This window comes from Affinundibacterium flavidum (genome assembly GCF_014284175.1).
Lineage (GTDB): Bacteria > Pseudomonadota > Gammaproteobacteria > Burkholderiales > Burkholderiaceae_D > Undibacterium > Undibacterium flavidum.
On the sequence record NZ_JACOGA010000019.1, the window covers coordinates 34,594 to 54,611 of the forward strand.

Below are 20,018 nucleotides of genomic sequence, written 5' to 3' on the forward strand. Positions count from 1 at the left end.
AAGGTATTGCAAGAATTTCGCGAACAAATTTTAGCTGCCAGTGCAGCAGGTTCTGCCCTCCGCATACAAGGTGGCGCAAGCAAGTCTTGGTATGGCAATGTTTGTGAGGGGGAGATTTTAGATACGCGTGCTCATACCGGCGTGATCGCGTATGAGCCGACCGAACTCTATATCACCGCCCGTGCAGGTACGCCATTACTGGAGATCGAAAACCTGCTCGCGCAGCATGGGCAAATGCTGGCATTTGAACCACCGCATTTTGGCGCTACCGCAACAGTCGGCGGAATGGTTGCGGCTGGCTTATCCGGCCCCAGACGCGCTACCAGCGGCGCTTTACGTGACTTTGTACTGGGCGTATCGCTAATGAATGGCAAGGGTGAGTTTCTGCAATTCGGCGGACAGGTTATGAAAAATGTCGCGGGTTATGATGTCTCTAGGTTGATGGCAGGCGCTATGGGGGAATTGGGTTTGTTACTCGATATTTCACTCAAGGTGATGCCGCGCCCTGTGGTCGAAACTAGCCTGGCATTTGCAATGTCAGAGGTCGATGCCTTGCATGCTTTGAATACTTGGGCGGGGCAAGCCTTGCCTATGTCTGCGAGTGCATATCACGCTGGACGACTCACAATACGCTTGTCAGGTTCGGAATCAGCTCTGCGTTTGGCGCGCGCTAAATTGGGCGGACAAGAACTTGGCGATATGCAAGCGTTCTGGACTAGCCTGCGCGAACAAGAGCATCAATTTTTTACGCCAGAAGAAGGTTTAGCGCTACTGCGTTTATCTTTGCCATCGAGCGCGCCAGAACTGAAGATACGGAGCAAAAATTTAATCGAGTGGGGCGGTGCGCAACGCTGGATTTGGACGCATGAACCGCTCAGTGCTGTGCGTGAGATGGTGCAAAATATGGGTGGTCATGTCACGCAATTTCGGTATGCCGATTCAAGCCAGCCGGTCTTCACGCCGCTTAATCCGGCGCTATTGAAGATACATCAGGAATTGAAAAAAGCCTTTGATCCTGCCGGTATTTTTAACCGTGGCCGTTTGTTTGCCAGTGCCTAAATTGATTAAGCTTAATCGTCTCATCAGAATGGTGATTACATCGTATGCAAACTAAGATCAGTGAAGAATTTAGTCACAGCGCGGAAGGGCAAGAAGCCGAACAGATTTTGCGTCAGTGCGTGCATTGTGGCATGTGCAATGCGACTTGTCCGACTTATCAATTATTAGGTGATGAATTAGATGGTCCGCGTGGACGGATTTATCTGATTAAGCAAGTATTAGAAGGCCAACAGCCAACGCAAAAAACACAAACACATTTAGATCGTTGCTTAACTTGTCGTAGCTGTGAAACGACATGTCCATCGGGCGTGCAATATGCGCGTTTGTTAGAAATTGGGCGTGACATTGTTGAGAAAAAAGTCGGACGATCAATCACGCAGAAAATGTTGCGTGGTGTATTGAAGAATGGCCTAAGCAATCCGCGTTTGTTTCAACATGCTTTAACGTGGGGGCGAAAAATCAAGCCCGTATTACCGCGCCAGTTACAGGAAAAAATTCCCGCAGCGACATCACCCGGAGTAATGCCGCAAGCCGAACATGCACGCAAAGTGATTATGCTCGAAGGCTGCGTACAGCCGGGTTTGGCACCGAATATTAATGCCGCAACGAGTCGGGTATTAGATCGCTTGCAAATCCAGACAGTCAGGCCGCAGCAGGCAGGCTGCTGTGGTGCGGTGCGTCTGCATTTGAGTGATACCGATGGCGCAATCGTGGCTGCTAAAAATAATATTGATGCCTGGTGGCCGTTGGTGAACGAGGCACTGGATACGCGCGTCGAACATATCGTCATGACCGCTGCCGGTTGTGGCGTCACCGTCAAAGATTATGGGCATTTGTTGGCACATGATAGTGCGTATGCAGAGAAAGCAAAAAAGATCAGCGCTTTGACTTGTGACTTGAGCGAACTGTTGACAGATAGCGTGCCCGAATTGATTGCACTGGTCGGCGGTGAAATCACAGAAAAGCTGGTCTGGCATGCACCCTGTAGTTTGCAACACGGACAGCAAGTGCGTGGCAAAGTCGAAAGTATATTGCAAAGCCTGGGTGTCGCCGTGCAAACCTGTGCGGACAGTCATCTTTGTTGTGGTTCCGCAGGTACTTATTCAATCTTGCAATCAGACTTAGCGCGGCAGCTACGCGACAACAAAATACGCGCACTCGAAGCGAGTGGGGCGGATGTAATAGTTAGTGCCAATATGGCGTGCCAACAGCATCTGCAAACCGGAACCAAGATGCCTGTGTTGCATTGGATAGAGGTACTCGATCAGGCGCTTGCCAATCGCTCTGCACTTATTGGGCCTGTTGATGCTGTTAGCGATGGGACCGATATCGCGACTGTCGCAGAACCCGTTGTTACAAGTCCAGTGCTTATGCCGTCAGAATCTGAGATTGCAGCGATGCTGCAAGCAAATGGCGAAACGACCGTAGCGAAGAAAAAGAGTGGCAAGGCGACGGGGCGTAAAAAAGCAGCGGGACCAACTAAGACCGGAAAATCTAAGAAGCAGTAGAGGGCTTAACTGAGGGGCACAACCTCTGTGCCCATTCAAAGAAAAAAGTCCTGACGCTTAACAGCACAAGGACTTTTTCACGTGTGTAGTAAGTGGGATCTCACTATTTAAGCCAGACCCTGCAAACGAACAACTTAGAAGCGATAGCCAACACCAACGCCGATCAACAATGGATCAACTTTAACGGCACTAGCTTTCGCGCCACCGATATTCACGTCGCTACGGATCTGTACTTTTTTCACATCCAGATTCACAGACCAATTTTTATCGATCTTGAAATCCACGCCAGCTTGTAAAGATAAACCGAAGCTGCTGCTTTCCAGACCGCCTTTGCCACCTAATAAATTCACTTTGGAAATATTTGTGTAGTTCACACCCAGACCGAGATATGGATTAACGTCCGCGTTTGGCGCGAAGTGATACTGTGCAGATAAGGTAGGTGGCAAGTGTTTGAATGTGCCGATATTGCCGCCATCCAGATACACATCATGTTTTTGTGGATAGGTCAAAATCAATTCTGCAGAAACATTTGGTGAAAAGAAGTAAGAGATATCGACTTCAGGAATGGTTTTTTTGCTGACGGTAATGCGATCTTCTGCGCCTACGCCACCAACCTGATCAGAATTGTTTGCGGGGCTGATATTCACTACACGAGCACGTACCATCCATGGGCTATTTTGTGCCATGGCTTGAGTACTGACGAGGCCGATTGCGGCCAATGAGAGTGCGAGAACGAGTTTTTTCATTTTCATTTCCTTAGTTATTAAGATTAATAAGTCGAAATTTGCAGAATTAATGTGCGCCATCATCTGCCTAGTTCTATCTGGCTGGCGCGCTTAAATTCAATGAAAGTAGTGTAGTTGCGCACTGCAACATGCATCTTGAGCTAAATCAAATTTACTGTTTGTGTAATAAGAAATCTGAAAGTGTGAAGTTTTTGTCAGGCGTAAAAAAACGCCAGTCATGATGGGATCAATGATCTGACATCATGGTGCTGGCGTTTTTTATTTTTGGTTTTTCTTGGTGATACTTCGCTGCTTGAGCGACACAACAAGGTACGACTAGGTACAACTAAGTGCAACGGCTTACTGCACTTTACATCTTACTGCGCAAACACTTTATATTCCCATGGCTTCAAATCAAATTTAATAGACGCGCCTTGCGGTGCTTTGCTACCATTACTGATATCTTTCAAGCCGCCTTTTGCTAAGGCGCCTTTGACTTCAGCCGTTTGCGGGTTCTTCGATAAATTGAAAACCGCCACGATTTTATTGCCGCCTTTTTCGCGGGCAAAGGCAAATACATTGCCATCATTGCCGGTATTGAGGCGTTGCATTTCACCACCTTCAACACCATTCCATAAAGCCTTATTGGTTTTCTTTAATTGAAACAGTTTGGTGTATAACTGCTTAAATGGATGGGCTTTCCATTCGATAGGGTCGCGATCAAAGAAATTTAAAGCCTTGTTATTGCCCGCTTCCTGCCCGCTATACATCAGTGGCATACCTTTCATGATGTTGGACAACACCAGGAAGGTTTCTACTGCATCACCGAGGCGTACAAACTCAGTACCTTCCCAGCTATTCAAATCGTGATTGGTAATATGCAACATGCGATATGAATTTGGATGATAGTGTTTCTCTTCACCGTTCAAATAGGCATCAAGATCCTTCACCGATTTTTTACCTTGCGCAATTTCATTGAATAAGTCTTTGTATTGCCAGCCATAGGTCATGTCAAAAGCTTTTTCTTGCAATTCAAATTCGTGCGCTTCTGCCAGCATAAAGACTTTTTTCGTTTTATCTAATTCTTTGCGTGTATCGTTCCAAAAGTCGGTTGGCACCATCGCTGCCACGTCGCAGCGGAAACCATCAATGTTATATTCCGTCAGCCAAAAACGCATGGCATCGACCATGGCTTTTCGCACTTGCGGATTGCTGTAATCGAGTGCGATCACATCGGCCCAATCTGGTACTGGCGGAACGAATTTACCGTCCTTATCTTTTTTGTAGAAGTCGGGATGCTCAGTCGCCCATGGATGATCCCAGGCTGTGTGATTCGGTACCCAATCGATGATGACATACATGCCTTGTGCATGAATTGATTTCACCAATTTTTTGAAATCAGCTGGTGACCCAAATTCTGGATTCACGCCCTTGTAATCGCGCACCGCATAGTAACTACCTAATTCACCTTTGCGATTGACTTTGCCGATAGGATTAATTGGCATAATCCAGATCACTTTGACGCCCATTTTTTTTAATTCAGGCAGGTAGGCTTCAAATTTCTGAAAGCTGCCTTCCTTGGAGTGTTGGCGAATATTTGCCTCGTAAATGGTGGCATTTTTAGTCCATGCCGGATGCACGACTTCCGAGTTCGATTGTGCGTGTGCGGGTAGAGTAGCTATGGCACTGATTGTGCCGATGCTGAGCAATAAAGAGAAGAGTAAGTGTTTCATGGTTTAGTCTCGTGTGTTCTTGCGTTGGTGTTTCAGTGGGGGGGAGAATTTGTTTTGCTTACTTAATGAAGTACTTAAATTTGATTTCAATTCAATTCCAGGATCAATGCACTTTTCGCTTTGACCTTCAGTTTGTGTTCTAAAGTGAATTCTTGTTCGCTAATAATGTCGCGTGCTTTTTGGGTAGGGCCTAAGACTTCTGCAAATCGTGCTAAATCGAGTTCAGTATTTTTATCATTGCGATTGATCACGACCATCACAGTCTCTTTACCAGCGATGCGGAAATACACATAACAATTATTTTCTGGTAAGAAGTGGATTAATTTTCCTGTGTGAATGGCTGCTTGTTGTTTGCGCCAGTTAAACAAACGACGCACAAAATTTTGCATATCCTGTTGTGCTGCACTCAGATTTTTACCGCTGAAAGCGTTCACTTGATCGCCATTCCAACCGCCCGGAAAGTCACCACGGACTTTGCCATCGTCGCGTTGTTTAGGGCTGGTCATTAAGATTTCAGCGCCATAAAACATTTGCGGAATACCACGCAATGTCGCCAGCATGACGAAGGCTAATTTATTTAGCGCGATGTCTTCATTTAATGCGGAAAAAATGCGCGGCGTGTCGTGATTGCCTTCAAAAATAGTGAGATTGTTGGGATGCGGATAAATGAAATCATTCGCAATCGCTTCGTACATCGTCATCATCTCTGCGGGTTTGCCTGCATCGCCAATCAAGCTCGTATGTAGTGCTTGGTACACGGGAAAATCCATCATGCTGGGCATGGATGAGCGATAGTTGTCGTGATTGTTTTTATCGCGCTGCCAGTAAGCGATGATGTTGGGATTCATACTCCATTCTTCACCGACGATATTTAGCTGAGGATATTCGTCCATGATCCTGTGCGACCAACGCGCCAAGAATTCACGATCCGAATAGGAATAAGTATCCGTGCGCAAGCCCGATAAATCTGCATACTCTATCCACCACAGGCTATTTTGTATCAGGTAATTTGCCAGAAAGGGATTACGTTGATTCATATCGGGCATGGTCTTGACGAACCAGCCATCGGCGAAACGGCGCTTATCACTTTGAGCTGCGTGCGTATCTTGTATCGTGCTGCGGATATGATTTGTCTCGGTATATTGACCTGGATAATTGAGCCAGTCTTTCGTCGGTAAATCTTTCATCCACCAATGATTCGAACCTATGTGATTGAGCACGATATCTTGAATCACGCCCATGCCTTTTTGTTTGGCCTCTTGCACTAATTGTTGATAGTCGAGATTGCTACCAAAGCGCGGATCGACTTTGTAAAAATCGGTCGCTGCATAACCATGATAGGAATTGATTGCCTGCGCGTTTTCCATCAGCGGTGTTGGCCACAGCATGGTGAAGCCCATTCCGGCAATATAGGCTAGGTGTAGGCGCATCCCTTGTATATCGCCGCCATGACGCGCACCGGGGACCTGCCGTGCTAGCTTATCGCTGTATCCAGGTACATTGTCGTTACCGCTATTGCCATTCGCAAATCGATCTGGCATCAATAGATAAATTGCATCGCTAGGCGTATATCCTTGTCGTTGTGCGGAGCCATTACGACGTTGCTGCAATAGAAAATTGTGGCGCGCTATGAGTTGTCCGGCTCTTTGAAATTTGATCTCAATATTGCCAGCCGCGCTGTTATCGGCGATCCGTAAATCAATAAACAGATAGTTAGGATTGTCACTGTGTTGGATTTTTTGGATAGTGACGCCGGGATAATCAATGACGGGCGTTAGCTCCGCAATCTTGTTCCCGTGAACCATCAATTGGACTTCGGGATGTTTCATTCCTATCCACCAGGAAGCCGGTTCCAAATGCTGTACCTGATATTCACTCGTTTGAGCCTGAGCCAAATTAAATGTACAGAAAAAAAATACAGCGCCGCTTAACACCTTATTGAGTGATGAAACAAGTGATGACATGAGTGGGGACATGTATCTGCTCAATGAGACGCGAGGAATAACATTTGGAGGAAATGTGCGGCGCTGCATACGACTTAAACTTCACTCTGTTCGATAGCAAAGGCAGCACCACTGAGTGCCGCCAAAGTATCGATAATTAAAGCAGTAGGGATTTGTTGCAGATAGGGCTGCAATCGACCTTTTGCTTCAAATTGGGTACGGAAGCGCGACTGAAAGAAATAGTCGCCCAGACGCGGCACAATCCCGCCGCCTATGTATAGGCCGCTGCGAGCGCCCACAGTTAATGCGATGCTGCCGCAGAAGCTGCCGAGCAAGGCGCAGAAGCAGTCCAAAGTTTTGGCGCAGACGGCATCTTGTCCATTCAAACCACGCTCAACAATTTGCTCTGTGCTGAGTTCTTGCGGCGTTTCATACAAGGTGCGGGCTACTGCGCGATACAGTACGGGCATGCCGATTCCAGACAACAAACGCTCGGCCGATACGTGGCTAAATTCTGTACGTGCGTGTGCGAGTACGCTAGCTTCAAAATCATCACTGGCAGCGAGCGTCGCATGCCCACCTTCGCCCGGAATAGCGATCCAACCGTGACGAGTTTGAATCACTGATCCGACGCCCAAGCCTGTGCCAGGGCCGACGACGGCCAAGGTGCCCGTGTGCTGCGGCAAGGCGTCGTGCGCGCGCACTTGTGTGGCATTCAGACATGGCAGCGATAATGCCAGCGCTTCAAAGTCATTTAAGGCGATAAAGCGGTCCAACTGCAACGCAGCTTTGACTGTCGCTTGAGAAAAACTCCAGTGACTGTTCGTGAAACTAATTTGATCTTGCCCCACCGCAGTAGCGACCGCAAATGCAGCACAACGCGGCGCTTGATAGCTTGTGCCAGCTTTGTGATTTGATTGTTGCAATTGTTGAAGATAAGCCTCACTGGCTGCAATCGGCGTGGCGAAATCAGAAACCGCCAAGGTCTGTACTTGAGTAATCCCCGCGCCAGCTGAAGCTACCCAGCCGAAGCGGGCATTGCTGCCGCCAATATCGGCTACCAGCCACGGATAGGGGGCTGTCGTGTTTGTCGAATTCGTGATGGCGGAGTTCGCTGTAGTCATTGCTGGCAATTCCTGCTGTGCAAATCGGATACGGTCGTGCAATTCAAGTTAGTACATTCGTCTTATGGTTGCCAGATCGTGGTTGCCAGATCGTGGTTGTCAGATAGCAGCGCGCATCGCTAAAGACGAGTAGGTGTTGAATGCTGTACGTATGCCGATCAAGGTAAATTAGTATTGTTGGAATATATTTTGATTGAATGTAGCAAAACTACAGAAATGTCGCAATGTTTTTGTTGCGTAGTTTCAGAATTTTGTCGAAAGTGTGGTTTTCCACTGAGTAAACTTTGCAAATAGATACCTGCGCAGTAGATTTTCCTCCTAATACCCGCGCCGATATTCTAAAAACCATGTAACTATTTGATTCTATAACTATTTTTAATCGCTAAGAAATGCGGCAAAGTTTGTGTAAATTGACATCGACACGTGATAGTTTGCGCTTATAAACATAATTATCGGCATAAATTTGTAGTCTAGTTACAAAATTTTGCGTATTAAGAAGAAAAATCTTGTTTAGAATTTAAGTGTAATCAGATATATCCATACGCGGTCTAGTCAGACTACAATGCAATCAGACTAATTTGTTAGCTGACGTCACCCGCAGGATTTGTCAACCTGCGAGGAAAATGAAGGTCACCAGCTGACTACCGTTATTACAAAGCAAGCAGAGCACTATATTCTGGAACCCTATGCAAGCAAATCAAGCAGCACGAATTCAAACAGTGCAGACCGCGCAACATCCAACGCCCCATTTATTGGCAGATATTGGCGGAACCTATGCACGCTTTACTCTGGAAATGAGTAAAGGGGATTTCCAATATACGCGTTCTTTATTGTGTGCCGACTATCCTGATTTTTATGCCGCGGTCAAAGCCTATGTGCAAACTTTGCCGAATATTCAAATTGAGCATGCGGCGGTAGCGATTGCTAATCCGGTTGATGGCGACCAAGTCAGTATGACTAACTACCATTGGCAATTCTCCATTGAAGAAATGCGGCAAAAACTGGGTTTTGATACGCTACTCATCGTCAATGACTTTACTGCTTTGGCGATGGCTTTGCCACGTCTCGGGGCGAATGATGTACAGCAAATCGGTGGCGGTGAAGTACGTAAGCAAAGCGTAATTGGCTTATTAGGGCCAGGTAGTGGTTTGGGAACTTCGGGTTTGATTCCGGCTGGAGATGGTTGGATCTCGCTAGGATCAGAAGGTGGACATACTAGCTTTGGACCACGTGATGAGCGTGAAATCGCGATTTTGCGCTATGTCTGGAAACATTTTGAACACGTCTCTTTTGAACGATTGGTGTCTGGCCCCGGACTTGAATTGATTTATCGTGCGCTCGCAGATCGGGCTCAGGTCGCGGCGAAAGAATTGACTGCACCAGAAATCACTCAGCATGCTCTGGATGCGAGCGACGCCCAATGTGTAGAAGCACTGGAAGTGTTTTGCGCCTTGCTCGGAACCGCCGCAGCGAATCTGGCAGTGACTTTGGGCGCGATGGGAGGTATTTATATCGGTGGCGGTATCGTACCGCGTCTCGGCGAGTATTTTGCGGCTTCCAGTTTCCGTTCTCGCTTTGAAGAAAAAGGGCGTTTTAGTCGTTATGTTGCCGCGATTCCAACCTTTGTAATCACGGCCGAACACGCGACCTTCATTGGTGCTGCCGCCATTTTGGATGCGCAATTGCGCACCCTACAAACTGAACCCGGCTCCGCCATACTTGGGCAGATACGACGCATACGCGCTGATCTGTCGCCAGCAGAATTACGCGTTGCTGAACACGTGTTGGCGCATGCCAGGGCAGTGGTGAACGATCCGATTGCAGAAATCGCACGCGCGGCGGACGTTAGTCAACCAACGGTGATTCGGTTTTGCCGCTCCTTGGGTTGCGAAGGTTTATCTGACTTTAAGTTACGTTTAGCATCTGGCTTGACTGGTACCGTGCCTGTCACCCATATTCAAGTAACTGACGATGACTCGGCATTAGAGTTAGGTGCAAAAGTTTTGGGAAATACCGCATCCTCAATTTTGCAGGTGCGCAGCCAACTTAATCGCGACATGATAGAGCGCGCGATTCAACTGATCAGTGGCGCGAATAAGCTCGAATTTTATGCGATTGGCCACTATGGCGTCGTTGCGCAAGATGCGCAGTTTAAGTTTTTGCGACTCGGCATACCGAGTATCGCGCATACCGATTCGCGCTTGCAGTTATTGTCAGCCAGTGTCCTGGGCGATAAAGATGTGGTTGTGATTAGTAGCAGCAGTGGCCGCTTGCCTGAGCTGATCGAAGTCGCCGAGAAAGCCCGTGAACGCGGCGCAAAAATTATTGCTATCGCCGCTAGTCATTCACCTTTGATACGCAAAGCCGATGTGGCCTTGATCGTCGATCATGTGGAAGATGTGAGTACCCATTTGCCTATGGTTAGCCGGATCTTGCATCTGCTGGTGATCGATATGTTGGCAGTTGGGGTGGCGATGGGACGTAATCCTGGCGCTGCGAACTTGATGACAGGCGAGGCCGACGAGCGACTGGATGAAACCAAACCCGTCGTCAGCAAACCAGCGGCACGCAATCAAGCTCCTGGCGTTAGCTTGGCATCGCCGTTGGCTAAGCTGACTTCGCATAGTCGCTAGGTAAATTGCTCATTCAATTTGCAAGGTCAAGTGATTTGCCTCTGCGAGTCTCTGCAAACCCTGTGCAGGGCAAATCACAGTCAGAACAATTTCTATTTTCTAAATGGATTTGTGGCACCGATCGACCTGTCTGCGGGCGCACTCAAGCCTTGTATATTTGGTGCAGCTTGAGGGGCGGCTTGGGGGCCGGCTTGAGATGTCAGAAATCCATCGCTTAAAGTACGTAAGAACGCGATCATGTCATCCGCTTCATTCGCGGTAAAAGCGGGTGGAGCGTTGCGTGGCAGATTGAACGGACGTTTATCATTCACGATATTTTTCTGGTATGCCAGCGGCAAATCATTCGGCACTGCGGCGATGCCATACCAACGACGCGGATCGACATTGCGAGTGGCATAGAAAGCTAAGACCTCACGCAGATCTTTGAAGAAACCGTTATGCATGAAAGCCTCGCGCTGCGCGACATTACGCAAACTTGGCATACGGAAGCGACCGCAAAATTGTTCTATCGAGACTGTCACTGGTACATTCGCACTCAATGCAGGACGAGTGCGTACTGGCCCACATAGCCCCAAATCAAAAAAACTAGGGTTGGCATTTTGTGGAATGGCCGTATTTCTTGGTACACCTAGCGCATAGTAAGTAAAATCCGAAAATAGATTGTCTTGTGGATTCTTAGAAGCCGGATTCATCGTATGACAAGCTGCGCAATTGCCTTTGTTCGGATTCATAAACAAGGCCATACCACGACTTTCGTTGGGAGTGAGTGTGGCTTTACCTTGTATCATTGCATCGTATTTAGAACTGAAAGCCTGCAAGCCAGGTGTGCTTTCAAAGGCGGCAATCGCTACGCCAATTTTTTGAAACGCTAATTCAGGATTGTTCAAAATAGTCGCCCCAAATTCCGCTCGCATTTCATTCGCATAGGGCGAGGCAGCGACTTTGCGAACTACGGCAGCGGCATTTAGGTTATTCATTTCTGCACTAGCTAAAAAAGGCCCCAAGGCTTGGAGTGCCAAAGTATCTGCGCGGCCATCCCAAAAGTGCCCACCTTTGGCTTCAATCACCCCTGCGGTATTGATGAAAGAAAAAGGTGGAATAAAACGATTGTAGGCATTGCTCATAGAATTGCGTAAGCCCAACGAAGTCGGCTTGCTGCCGAGAGCAACACCGATGCGTGATCCATGATTACCTGCAAATCCAGTGTTCGCCGCATGACAACTAGCGCAAGCAGTACCTGCAGGTTCTGAAAGATTTCTATCGAAGAATAGACGTTGTCCTAAACTTTCTAAACGCGTTAAAGTTGGTTGTGGTTGTGGTTGTGGTTGTGGTTGTGGTTGTGGTTGCGGCCGCGGAGCCTGTGCAAAGCTCGATAAACTAAATTGGCACAGCAATAGCAATGTGAAGATCAATTTCATTGCTGGTGAATTGATATGAGCGCCGGTTGATCTGGTTTGCATGATTCCTCCGATAGAATTTTGGGACATTCATTTATAAGCATCATGCGTATTTTGGGTCTCCAAAAATCGGATTAATGCTTACCCTGATGAAAATCTTAGAAGTCAAATGTGAAGGAAGAATGAATTTAGAAAATAATTTCAAGTTTGCGGATGAAGGTATCTACGCATCAGATAGTGCGTCTTTTGCAAAATCACAATTTCTTCACAATTACAGCTTATGATCTTTAAATTAAGGTGTTCTTGCGGTGAGCGATAAAGGGAAAAGGGCGTATTGACCTCAAGAATAAATGGAGTAAGGTAGGGTGCACCGTGCGCACCGAAGCAATCAATGTGTGGTGCGCATAGCGACTCCTACGCAATGAAGCTCTAGCTAGCGTAATTTTGTGCAAGTCTTAACTCAATACTATTAATCGCATGCGCTTAAATATTTCTAAAAAAATATCCCTGTCTTTAATACTCGTATTGGTACTGAGTATTACTACGATGGCATGGCTGACTGGCAGGAGCTTGCAATCGGGCTTTAACGCTTATCTCAAAGAAAAACAGTTAATCGATTTGAACAAAGTCGCATTGGTGTTGGCAGCTTATTACAGCGAGCACGGTGACTTCAGTAATTTGCGTCACAATCCGCGCGTAGTTCGTCCTTTGATTGATGGAGCATTGGGGCGTGTGCCCGATCACTTACAGCGCGAACCTGAGGGGGCATCTGAACGTGACCCTCGGGAAGAGTCCAGGCTAGATGATGAAATGCCGCCAGCTTTGAGTCGATCGCGCTTGAATCAAGAACGACGATTGACACTCACGCCGGTAGAGCCCGATGTTGCAAGAAGGCCGCCACGACCTGAACCAGATCGAGACGCACGGCCTCGGCCAGGGATTTTAGATCTGGGGCCGCGCCTGTCTTTGATCGATGAACATGGCGAACCCGTGTTTGGCCCTTTGCGTCAAGCTCAGGCAACTTTGCAGCAAGCCATAATCCATGATGGAAAATCAGTGGGGATAGTTTTAGCACCAGTGCCCGAGTTTGGATTTGAGAAATCTACGCTGGAATTTATTCGCAAGCAGATGAGTCACATTGTATTACTTGCCTTGGCTCTGATACTGATTGCTGCCTTAGTTAGTATTTGGCTAGGCAAGCATTTGGTACGCCCCATCGCCAGCTTACGGAGAACGACGCAACAGATCGCGAATGGTCATTTACATGCACGCGCTGAAATTGTGAACCAAGATGAAATCGGCGACCTGGCGCAGCATATTAATGCAATGGCCAAGCACTTGGAGCAGAACGAATTAAAACGCAGAAAAATCATGGCCGATCTGTCGCACGAATTACGCACACCTTTGACTGTAATGCGAGCAGAGGTTGAAGCAATGATCGATGGTGTGCGCGCACTCAATATCGAATCGGTGAGATCCTTAGAAACTGAAATCCGGCATTTGAACAAACTAGTCGATGATTTACACCAACTTGCGTTGGCCGATGCTGGCGACTTGCGTTTTCACTTCGAACAAATCGACCTGAGCGATTTGCTGCAACAACTAGGATCTCGTTTTCAAGCGCGCATGTTGCAGGCGCAATTAAGCTTGCAGGTTGAAGTGCCTGATCAGCCAGTGCAATTACTTGCGGACAGCGGCAGGTTGACGCAAGTGATAGAAAATCTACTGGAAAATAGCTTGCGGTACACCGATCCCGGTGGTCGAGTCTTACTTCGATTGAGCGCGGCGCTTGGCGTAGTCAACATTTGTATCGAAGACAGTGCACCAGGCTTAGCTGAAGGCAGACATCAAAAAATGTTTGACAGGCTGTATCGAGAAGATCAAGCACGCTCACGCGTTAAAGGTGGTAGTGGTTTGGGGCTCGCGATCTGTCGTAGCCTGATACTCGCTCACAGTGGCGAAATACAAGCTAGTGCATCAACACTAGGTGGTGTCAAAATCACGATATTGCTTCCTTCAAGCGACGTGAAACTGAGGAGCTCAATATGAATTCAATTGCCTCTGTTTTAGTCGTCGAAGACGATCACAAAATTGCCCAGGTTTTAATTGACTACTTGCAGGCAAGTGGATATCAGACTGCACATTGTGATAACGGTACGATCGCTCTACAACGCTTGCGTAGTGAAGCATTTGACTTGCTGCTATTAGACCGCATGCTACCAGGTATGGATGGTGTGGCATTGTGTATCGCCTTACGACAGTTTTCTACTGTGCCAGTGATCATGTTGACCGCCATGATAGAGGAAGACGATAAACTCGATGGGCTGGAAGCGGGTGCTGACGATTACGTGTGCAAGCCATTTAGCCCACGTGAAGTCATGGCTAGAGTCAAGGCGCAATTGCGACGCAGTTTATTGTCGAATAATGCAGAACCTAGTTCGTCCCTGTTTGAAATTAATGCAGAGAATATGAGCATTACTTTGCAAGGGCAGGTGTTGGCATTGACGCCGGTTGAATACCGTTTGTTTGCTGAGTTAATCAAACACCCAAGTCGCGTTTATAGTCGCCAGCAATTATTGAATGTCGCGAGTGAAGACTATCGCGAAAGCGGTGATCGCACGATCGATGCCCACATTAAAAATATCCGCAAGAAAATTACCAGTGTGAAATCCACAAGTACGATAGCGTTTGCTGATTGCCTGCAATCGGTTTATGGTGTTGGTTATCGTTTTGAATTGCCAGTTAGCTATTAAGTTCCTGTTTTTCAGATATGGAGCCCCCTTAGTTCCCAATAAGCTCCCAATAAACTTCTAATTAGCTTCTAATTAGCACTCATCAAGTCCTTTAGATAAAGCCCTGATTTCTTCGTACTTTCTCAATTTAGTACAGGGCGGTGCTGCAGCTCACGCGCAGCTCAAATGCAGTTTTTGTAGCTTAATCCCGCACTTCTCGCGTTTCGTCGCATGCCCATAGCACTTGACTTAGGGCTCGATTACAGTACAGCCATCGAATCACGATTCGATACAGAAAGCAAACAAAACGCCATACTTAATCACTCGTAATTTAAAACACTTTTTAGGAGAACATCATGAAAACAATTACCGCCACAGCGATCGTTTCTGCAGTATCTGCATGTGTAACATCGTTGATTTTTGTTGGTATCGTCAACGTCGCTACGACAACACAAGTCGAAGCTTCACCTGTGCCAGTACAAACAGTGACCGTCCGCCATGCACGCATGACAGAAGCAGAAAAGCTCGCTTATGATCAAGAAACATCGATGATGCAAACGGTCGTAATCAGCGCTAAACGTTTAACACCAGCGCAAAAAGCGGCAATGGCGGATGAATAAGAACGGATAGTATTCATCTACCATTGGTACCAGTTCACAATATTCACGCGCCTAATTATTCATGCGCCTAATTCTGCAAATTGCGTGATAAGTTGAATGGAAAAAAATAAGAGTTCGAGTGCCGACTCTTTTAGAAGTAAAAGGCAGTAAAAAAATCCGCCTGCGCTGTCTCTAGCGTGGCAATGACGAGAAATTAGCAAAGTAAAATCTCTTCAGGCACTCATTTCTTCTTTGTAGTCGTATCAATTAATTGAATCTTCACGGCCTCTCATTGGCCTTTACGCCAGCCACTATCCAGCCAGTCGTACATCATTAAACTATAGTTGATCGCTAGAAGTAGTGATTTTTGCGTTGTAGGCAAATCTTTGTTAAGCCATATTTTGGGCGTCGCACCATCTAAGGATGTAGCAGCGACAGTTTGATTCTTGTACTGTATTTGTAAGCCAGAAAATTGCTGTGGACCGAAAGTCATGGTTCGCCATTCGCCATTCACTAAGTAGCTGCTTTGCTTGATGAGTTCAAATCGCGTCTCGTTAGCTGTTGTCGGCATTTGCTCCTGTATTTGATCCGACACTTGCCGCTGTATTTGCCCTTGTATTTGCTCCTGTAATTCTATCTTTGGTGTTGATGCACTCTCCAGGTCAGTCGCATTGACGGTCAAACGCCACTGTTTGTCATTCTGCTGTAATTCACAGGCCAGATAACTATTTAAGCGCTGACGCAATTCTGTTGTACTTGAGCGTTGATTTCCTGAAAAGCGCACGATATCGAGGTGATCTTCTATCGCCACCCGGCGGCAGCGTACTTGCACTTTGTCGGCATTGTTAGGCGTGAGCGCAAATGCAAAATCTTGCTCGCTATGGAACAAGTAGCGATGACGCGTTTGTCGCCGCAAATCTAACAGATCCAGAAATAGCAAGCGCAAGAATTTATCTTTGATTTCAAATCCCTCTAGCAGGCCGCCAGATTCAGAAAACCATAGCTGCGTCCTATCTGTTTTTGCCCACGCCGTTTCTGTACTATGAATTTCGTAACCAGGTAAATGCTGTTGATAGACAGAATCACGTAAGCGCCAGGTGGGGCGTTTGATTTCTAATTGATCGGCATTGTCGAGAAAATTTTTGTGCAGGGGAATGGATTGATTTTGAACGGTCTGGCAGCCACTGAGTAAGACCGCGACACAGATGAGGGCATTCTTTAGTTGCATGATGATCATTTGTTGATTGGATTGAGGGTCGGTGCTTGCTAAAAGCGAAGTTCGACATTATGAAAGACATTGAGGCAAGTGATCTGGGGATATAGAGAAGGTAGCGAATAACAGCCCTAAAGGTTATTTAGGTAGGACTTGGACGCGTGATAAATGCTTGAAAGTAAGTATAAAATAAGTTTTGAAAATGAGTTTTGAAAGTAATCTTTTAGAGCATGCCTCTATTCTATGGACGAAGACTTGTACTTTGGCCTGTTATCAATATGCAGCAATCATGCGAGTAGCGTGTTAAGGCGCTTGATCTCACATTTTGCTACTTGAATCCCGGCTTTCGGCATTTCATCGCATGGCGCTCGCTATTGACTAAGCGCTTGGATAAAGTACACACATCGAAAGGCAAAACGAGATTCAGATTGAACTTCAGATGCCATACAGTTCGAAGTAAAAAACAGTGAAATCTTATAACCAAATACCGAAGTAAAACATACCAAATTTAGGAGAAAACCATGAAAACAATTACCGCAACCGCCATCGTCTCAGCAGCTTCTGCTTGCTTAACTTCTTTGATTTTTGTCGGCATCGTCAACGTTGCAACGACCGCAGAAGTCGGCGCAACCGTGACGCCAGTTCAATCGATCACAGTCAGCGCAAAACGTATGAGTGATGAAGATAAATTGGCTTATGATTTAGAGATGGCACAAATGGTCGTCACGCAAGTCGTCGAAATCCGCGCTAAGCGTTTGACTGCTGCTGAAAAAGCTAAAATGGCGAACGAATAAATCTGCCATTTTTGAAGATGTCGACTCGCTTCCATGATGCTTATTGTGACTTGAATTGATCAACATCCATATCACAAAAAATTTAGTGCGATCTCGTAAAAATTGCTTGTACTTAGGCCATATGAGGTAACTTGATGTGAGTCAAGGTTCATAGAATTAGACAGCACGCGTAATTTATTTTTTTGTGACTCCCTGCTTATGCATAGGCAAAAATTCCGGTGCGATAAACCTCTGTAACCGAGGTGAAGTTGGTGTGAATCATGCCATGGGCTGCTAGAGTCTTCATGTTATTTTCAATCGTAATTGCCTGACTTGATCTGACCACATTCCAGCTTGAAGGAAGATTATTATTTCTTCATAGTTTAGCCGCGATTCTCAAGCCCTCAAATCCTCAATCTCTCCCTTTTTTAAGCCAGTGCAACGACAAGCGCTGAAGTCCTTGCCTTCAGAAAACCTTTCGACCAATCTTAATTTAGATGATTTTGCATACTGGATGACCACGCTTTTTCACCACAGTTTTCACACAAAAAGTTTCATCATCGTCTCTACTAATTCCTGATTTACTTCGTTTAATCCCCGAGATTCGACGTTTCATCGCATAGCCATCGCAATTGACAGCGGGCTTGGATAAAGTACACACATCGAAGAGCAAAACAGTATTCAGCACACACTACACACACCATGATTTGCAGTTCGATACCAGGTTTGAAATCTCAACAAATTTAGGAGAACTATCATGAAAACATTCACCGCAACTGCCATCGTTTCTGCAGCTTCTGCTTGCTTAACTTCTTTGATTTTTGTCGGCATCGTCAACGTGGCGACAACTGCGGAAGTCGGCGCAACCGTAACGCCAGTGCAATCCGTGACTATCAGCGCAAAACGCATGAGCCCAGAAGACAAGTTAGCTTACGATTTGGAAATGGCACAAATGACTGTGACACAAGTGGTTGAAATCCACGGTAAGCGCTTGACTGCTGCTGAAAAAGCAAAAATGGCGGCAGAATAAGTGGTAGCAGAACAAGTGCTTGCAAAATAAATGACTGTAGATTCATTGCAGACATCTTTGTAATTTAGCAGCAATGAATGTGATCGTTAAGCTGTAGTAAGCGATTGTCGAAGCGAATTATTCACGCATCCAGTCGCGTAGTTCGTAGTACCAATAAGCGCATTGCGCTGCCAACAGGCCAAGAGAACCGAAGGTCGGCGGCAAACCATAGCGCTCCAAGCCTGCGGGTAGAACTTGTTTGTTGCAGATGGCAGTCGCCACGAGTTCACCCGCCACTGTAGTTGGCGCCACACCATGGCCGCCAAATCCCATTGCATACCACACACCATTCGGCAAACAACCGATTTGCGGCATTTTGTGCTGCGCGTAACTCATGAGGCCACTCCAGGCGAATTCCACTTTGGTGTCTGCAAGCTGCGGATAAACTTTGCGCATATCAGCCGCCAATAGCTTCGCCACTTCATGCACCTGACGTTCTCGAATTGAGATGCGTCCTCCCCACAAAATACGGGTGTCAGCGAGAGGGCGATAATAATCAAACGCAAAGCGCGTATCGTACACGGCGGGACTGTCGCTACCCTTGGAAAATACACTGCACAAGCGATCGCCTAGTACCTCTGTTGCCATTGCATACGTAGCAATTGGTAATACTGCACGCGCTAGCTGTGGGTAAAACTTTTCTATGTAACCGCCGCAGCAGACAACGACTTGTTTGGCGCGTACGGTCGCATGTGGTGTACGAATGATTTTTTCCGCGGCAGATGTTTCAATCGCCTTCACGCGAGTTTGAGTAAAAATTTGTACGCCTTGCTGAGTCAGTACGCGCGCTTTGCCGAGGGCATATTTGAGCGGATGAAAATGAAATGCGTTCTTCTCATGCAAGGCTCCAAAATAGCGTTGGCTTTGAAGGTGCTCACGGGTCTTTGTGATTGACAACGCATCCCATTCAACATCAAATTCACGCAACATCAAGTCACGTTGTTTCTGCAAAATTGTCGCATCATCAAACCAGTTCGCCAACAAGACTCCTTGGGTATTGATGTCGCAGTCTATCGTATATTGATCGATGCGACGCCGGATCAAATCGACTGCATCCAGACTGAGTTGATACAGTTGCTTGGCAGATTTGGCACCAAGTTGCTGGAGTAAATCGCGATTATCTAAACTGTAGCCGCCAAATACGAATCCACCATTGCGTCCTGATGCACCGTGTCCGATATCTTCTGCCTCCAACAGTACGATATTACGGATGCCACGCTCAACCAAGCCTAGCGCGGTGGCTAAGCCGGCGAAGCCACTACCGATAATGCAGATTTCGCATTCGATGTTTTCGCTTAATGCTGGGTAGTGGTTTGCGGTCGTTGTGGCTTGATAATAGGTGCTGGTGGAAAGGAGAGCTTGTGACATAGAGAGTGAACGGAAAAGGGCGAAAAATAGGACGAGAATCAATAAAGAAAGCAAAGAAAATGCGTTGCAGCTTGAAATTTGCCATTAAGGAAATTTAATTATTAATAGGTGCAATTTATTCTTTGCTAAGCTAGGTCGTCAA

Annotated in this window: 15 protein-coding genes; 8 read left to right on the plus strand and 7 right to left on the minus strand. The window is 46.7% G+C overall.

Annotated features, from left to right (window positions below; all coding sequences use genetic code 11):
• The first annotated feature begins 6 nt into the window (after window positions 1–6).
• Window positions 7–1,059: a glycolate oxidase subunit GlcE gene (gene glcE / locus H8K55_RS18065; RefSeq protein WP_230408701.1), complete on the plus strand. Its 1,053-nt coding sequence runs from the start codon at window positions 7–9 to the stop codon at window positions 1,057–1,059.
• Window positions 1,060–1,103: 44 nt separating this feature from the next.
• Window positions 1,104–2,567, plus strand: a complete 1,464-nt coding sequence (glcF, locus tag H8K55_RS18070; RefSeq protein ID WP_186943465.1) for a glycolate oxidase subunit GlcF — start codon at window positions 1,104–1,106, stop codon at window positions 2,565–2,567.
• A gap of 134 nt (window positions 2,568–2,701) precedes the next feature.
• On the opposite strand, the gene H8K55_RS18075 is transcribed toward glcF, so the two are convergent.
• The 4 genes from H8K55_RS18075 to glk all read right to left on the minus strand — a co-directional run bounded on the left by H8K55_RS18075 (window position 2,702) and on the right by glk (window position 8,092).
• The gene (locus H8K55_RS18075; RefSeq protein ID WP_186943466.1) at window positions 2,702–3,313 is read right to left on the minus strand and encodes an OmpW/AlkL family protein; all 612 of its coding nucleotides are present in this window, start codon (window positions 3,311–3,313) and stop codon (window positions 2,702–2,704) included.
• A 356-nt stretch (window positions 3,314–3,669) separates the two neighbouring features.
• A complete protein-coding gene (locus H8K55_RS18080; protein ID WP_186943467.1) occupies window positions 3,670–5,025 on the minus strand; it encodes an alpha-amylase family glycosyl hydrolase in 1,356 nt (451 codons plus the stop codon).
• 86 nt (window positions 5,026–5,111) lie between these two features.
• Window positions 5,112–7,001: a glycoside hydrolase family 13 protein gene (locus H8K55_RS18085; protein WP_230408702.1), complete on the minus strand. Its 1,890-nt coding sequence runs from the start codon at window positions 6,999–7,001 to the stop codon at window positions 5,112–5,114.
• Window positions 7,002–7,063: 62 nt separating this feature from the next.
• Entirely contained in the window at window positions 7,064–8,092 is a 1,029-nt protein-coding gene (gene glk, locus H8K55_RS18090; protein ID WP_186943469.1) for a glucokinase, read from the minus strand.
• A 686-nt stretch (window positions 8,093–8,778) separates the two neighbouring features.
• Here glk and H8K55_RS18095 point away from each other — a divergent pair.
• Entirely contained in the window at window positions 8,779–10,725 is a 1,947-nt protein-coding gene (locus H8K55_RS18095; RefSeq protein WP_222612527.1) for a glucokinase, read from the plus strand.
• Window positions 10,726–10,817: 92 nt separating this feature from the next.
• Here H8K55_RS18095 and H8K55_RS18100 read toward each other — a convergent pair whose 3' ends face one another.
• Window positions 10,818–12,185 carry a cytochrome-c peroxidase gene (locus tag H8K55_RS18100; RefSeq protein WP_186943470.1) on the minus strand — a complete coding sequence of 456 codons (1,368 nt, stop codon included), beginning with the start codon at window positions 12,183–12,185 and terminating at the stop codon, window positions 10,818–10,820.
• Between the two features lie 414 nt (window positions 12,186–12,599).
• On the opposite strand from H8K55_RS18100, the gene H8K55_RS18105 reads away from it, so the two are divergent.
• The 3 genes from H8K55_RS18105 (at window position 12,600) to H8K55_RS18115 (ending at window position 15,474) form a co-directional block, all read left to right on the plus strand.
• Window positions 12,600–14,171 carry an ATP-binding protein gene (locus H8K55_RS18105; protein ID WP_186943471.1) on the plus strand — a complete coding sequence of 524 codons (1,572 nt, stop codon included), beginning with the start codon at window positions 12,600–12,602 and terminating at the stop codon, window positions 14,169–14,171.
• Entirely contained in the window at window positions 14,168–14,875 is a 708-nt protein-coding gene (locus H8K55_RS18110; protein ID WP_186943472.1) for a response regulator, read from the plus strand. The genes H8K55_RS18105 and H8K55_RS18110 overlap by 4 nt, the downstream gene beginning before the upstream one ends.
• A gap of 335 nt (window positions 14,876–15,210) precedes the next feature.
• Entirely contained in the window at window positions 15,211–15,474 is a 264-nt protein-coding gene (locus H8K55_RS18115) for a hypothetical protein (RefSeq protein ID WP_186943473.1), read from the plus strand.
• A 268-nt stretch (window positions 15,475–15,742) separates the two neighbouring features.
• On the opposite strand, the gene H8K55_RS18120 is transcribed toward H8K55_RS18115, so the two are convergent.
• Window positions 15,743–16,681: a hypothetical protein gene (locus H8K55_RS18120; RefSeq protein ID WP_186943474.1), complete on the minus strand. Its 939-nt coding sequence runs from the start codon at window positions 16,679–16,681 to the stop codon at window positions 15,743–15,745.
• A gap of 506 nt (window positions 16,682–17,187) precedes the next feature.
• On the opposite strand from H8K55_RS18120, the gene H8K55_RS18125 reads away from it, so the two are divergent.
• Window positions 17,188–17,460 carry a hypothetical protein gene (locus tag H8K55_RS18125; RefSeq protein WP_186943475.1) on the plus strand — a complete coding sequence of 91 codons (273 nt, stop codon included), beginning with the start codon at window positions 17,188–17,190 and terminating at the stop codon, window positions 17,458–17,460.
• 736 nt (window positions 17,461–18,196) lie between these two features.
• Window positions 18,197–18,469, plus strand: a complete 273-nt coding sequence (locus H8K55_RS18130) for a hypothetical protein (RefSeq protein ID WP_186943476.1) — start codon at window positions 18,197–18,199, stop codon at window positions 18,467–18,469.
• Window positions 18,470–18,586: 117 nt separating this feature from the next.
• Here the strand turns inward: H8K55_RS18130 and H8K55_RS18135 are convergent, their stop codons facing one another.
• A complete protein-coding gene (locus H8K55_RS18135) occupies window positions 18,587–19,876 on the minus strand; it encodes an NAD(P)/FAD-dependent oxidoreductase (protein WP_186943477.1) in 1,290 nt (429 codons plus the stop codon).
• Window positions 19,877–20,018 lie beyond the last annotated feature (142 nt).

Excerpts from the sequence above, each read along its gene's own strand:
- glcF (WP_186943465.1), top strand. The coding sequence starts at position 1,104 with ATGCAAACTAAGATCAGTGAAGAATTTAGTCACAGCGCGGAAGGGCAA.
- H8K55_RS18075 (WP_186943466.1), bottom strand. The coding sequence starts at position 3,313 with ATGAAAAAACTCGTTCTCGCACTCTCATTGGCCGCAATCGGCCTCGTC.
- H8K55_RS18080 (WP_186943467.1), bottom strand. The coding sequence starts at position 5,025 with ATGAAACACTTACTCTTCTCTTTATTGCTCAGCATCGGCACAATCAGT.
- H8K55_RS18085 (WP_230408702.1), bottom strand. The coding sequence starts at position 7,001 with ATGTCCCCACTCATGTCATCACTTGTTTCATCACTCAATAAGGTGTTA.
- glk (WP_186943469.1), bottom strand. The coding sequence starts at position 8,092 with ATGACTACAGCGAACTCCGCCATCACGAATTCGACAAACACGACAGCC.
- H8K55_RS18095 (WP_222612527.1), top strand. The coding sequence starts at position 8,779 with ATGCAAGCAAATCAAGCAGCACGAATTCAAACAGTGCAGACCGCGCAA.
- H8K55_RS18100 (WP_186943470.1), bottom strand. The coding sequence starts at position 12,185 with ATGCAAACCAGATCAACCGGCGCTCATATCAATTCACCAGCAATGAAA.
- H8K55_RS18105 (WP_186943471.1), top strand. The coding sequence starts at position 12,600 with ATGCGCTTAAATATTTCTAAAAAAATATCCCTGTCTTTAATACTCGTA.
- H8K55_RS18110 (WP_186943472.1), top strand. The coding sequence starts at position 14,168 with ATGAATTCAATTGCCTCTGTTTTAGTCGTCGAAGACGATCACAAAATT.
- H8K55_RS18115 (WP_186943473.1), top strand. The coding sequence starts at position 15,211 with ATGAAAACAATTACCGCCACAGCGATCGTTTCTGCAGTATCTGCATGT.
- H8K55_RS18120 (WP_186943474.1), bottom strand. The coding sequence starts at position 16,681 with ATGCAACTAAAGAATGCCCTCATCTGTGTCGCGGTCTTACTCAGTGGC.
- H8K55_RS18125 (WP_186943475.1), top strand. The coding sequence starts at position 17,188 with ATGAAAACAATTACCGCAACCGCCATCGTCTCAGCAGCTTCTGCTTGC.
- H8K55_RS18130 (WP_186943476.1), top strand. The coding sequence starts at position 18,197 with ATGAAAACATTCACCGCAACTGCCATCGTTTCTGCAGCTTCTGCTTGC.
- H8K55_RS18135 (WP_186943477.1), bottom strand. The coding sequence starts at position 19,876 with ATGTCACAAGCTCTCCTTTCCACCAGCACCTATTATCAAGCCACAACG.